This is a genomic window from Allobosea sp. 10N428, from assembly GCF_056394545.1.
In genome coordinates, this window is record NZ_JBFTIC010000031.1 from 1 (window position 1) to 1,655 (window position 1,655).

Here is a 1,655-nt window from a genome sequence, read left to right on the forward strand (position 1 = left end):
GGGTCTGACGCAGTTCTGCTGACGCTTTGGGTCATTGCGCGCCGATCAGACGGGCTTGGAGAAGATCGATCTTGCCGCGGCCGTACATTTGGCGTTTGACGAGCTTGAGCCGGGTGATCTGGCCCTCGGTTTGACCGTTCGACCAGGCAGAGAGGATCGCTGCTCGCACCGCGGCCTCGTCTCGTCGGACGCCATTCGCCAATGAGGCGACCAGGCTTTGGGAAGCGCGCTCGATCCAGGAAGCCAAGGGCTCGGCCCGCCTCGCTCTGATCATGGCATGGAAGTCGGCGACAATCTCGCGAGCCTCGACCAAGGCCGGGACGCCGTTCTCGATCGCGGCGATCGTAACAGTTTCGGCCTTCGAGAGATTGTCGCGACCAGTGGTCATCAACCTCGCGATGGTCCGGGCCGATGGGACGCGAGCGAGGCTGCTTGCGTCCGTTTTTTCCGCGCGCCGTCGGCGTGTTGCCCATTCCGAGACGACTCTAAGGCTTCCTCGGAAGCCGTTCCTTCGCATTGTGCGCCAAAGGGCTGATGCATTGCGGTCGCCTGCATCCCATTGGGCATCAAGCCAGGGTAGATGCGCTTCCAGAGAACTCTGGCGAGGTCGGAAGACGTCGCTGCGCTCGCCACGGACGATCCGCCTGACGGTCTGGCGGTGATGGCCCGTGCGCCTGACGATCTGTTTGATCGGCACGCCCTCCTGCCAGAGGGCAAGGACCGCTGCGTTTGTCTCCTCGCGCCGCAAATATCCGTCATATTGCAGCTTCTCGGCTGCCGTCAGCAAAGCGGGATTGATCACGGTGGCGCCGATGGCGCCGCGGATCTGACGCATCGACTTGCGCACGGCGTCGAGGAAAGCGCGGCTGGCATTCTCCATCAGGTGCCAGCGGTCGGCAACCTGGACGGCCTGCGGCAGTGCTCGCGCCACCGCCTCTCCGTAGCCCCCGCCACGGTCACGGGCGACTGTGTGGACAGCGGACTGATGCCGGAGCCAGGCTTCCGATGTCGCCGGCTCCCGGTCAGGAAGTAGGACGACCGGCCGGCGGCGTTCGAGGTCGCAGACGATGGTGCCGTAGCGGTGATTGCGCCGCCACGCGAAGTCATCGATGCCGATCACGCGCAACGGCTCGCTCGGCACCCGGGCACGCTGCCGGACCACGCGCAGCAGCGTATCGTTGCTGACCGGCAGCATCATCCTGGCGGCAAAACTCGCTCCCGGCCGGCCGCCCAACGCGAGCCCGAGATGCTGGACGATATGATCGAGACGATCGGTCCGGCGTGCTCGCGGCGCAAGGACACTGTCACCAAAGCGCTCCGCGAAGATCTGGCGGCCGCATAGGACCGCATCGCACCTGAAGCGCCGGACGAGGATCTGGAGTTCGACGCGTCGGCCGCTGAGCGGCAGGTCTTTTGCCCGCCGGAAATACCGGCTCTGAATCCGTTGCGAGATCGCCCCACAATCAGGACATGGACCGGCGCTGACGGCCGCCCGAGCTCGGACAACAACACGATCTCCTTCGATCGCGATCTCGTCGACCATCAATCCTGAAGGAACCAGGTTGGCTGGCCGAAATCGCTGCTTCATCATGCTGATTCCTTCTGGAAACCAGCGTCAGAACAGCCCCAACCTGCAGCGAAACTGAGTCAGACCC

1 protein-coding gene is annotated in these 1,655 nt (G+C 64.4%); it reads right to left on the reverse strand.

What is annotated here, in order from left to right; translation table 11 throughout:
* Nucleotides 1-31 precede the first annotated feature (31 nt).
* Nucleotides 32-1,588 carry an ISL3 family transposase gene (locus tag AC1DDA_RS27340; RefSeq protein WP_441514214.1) on the reverse strand — a complete coding sequence of 519 codons (1,557 nt, stop codon included), beginning with the start codon at nucleotides 1,586-1,588 and terminating at the stop codon, nucleotides 32-34.
* Nucleotides 1,589-1,655: the final 67 nt, after the last annotated feature.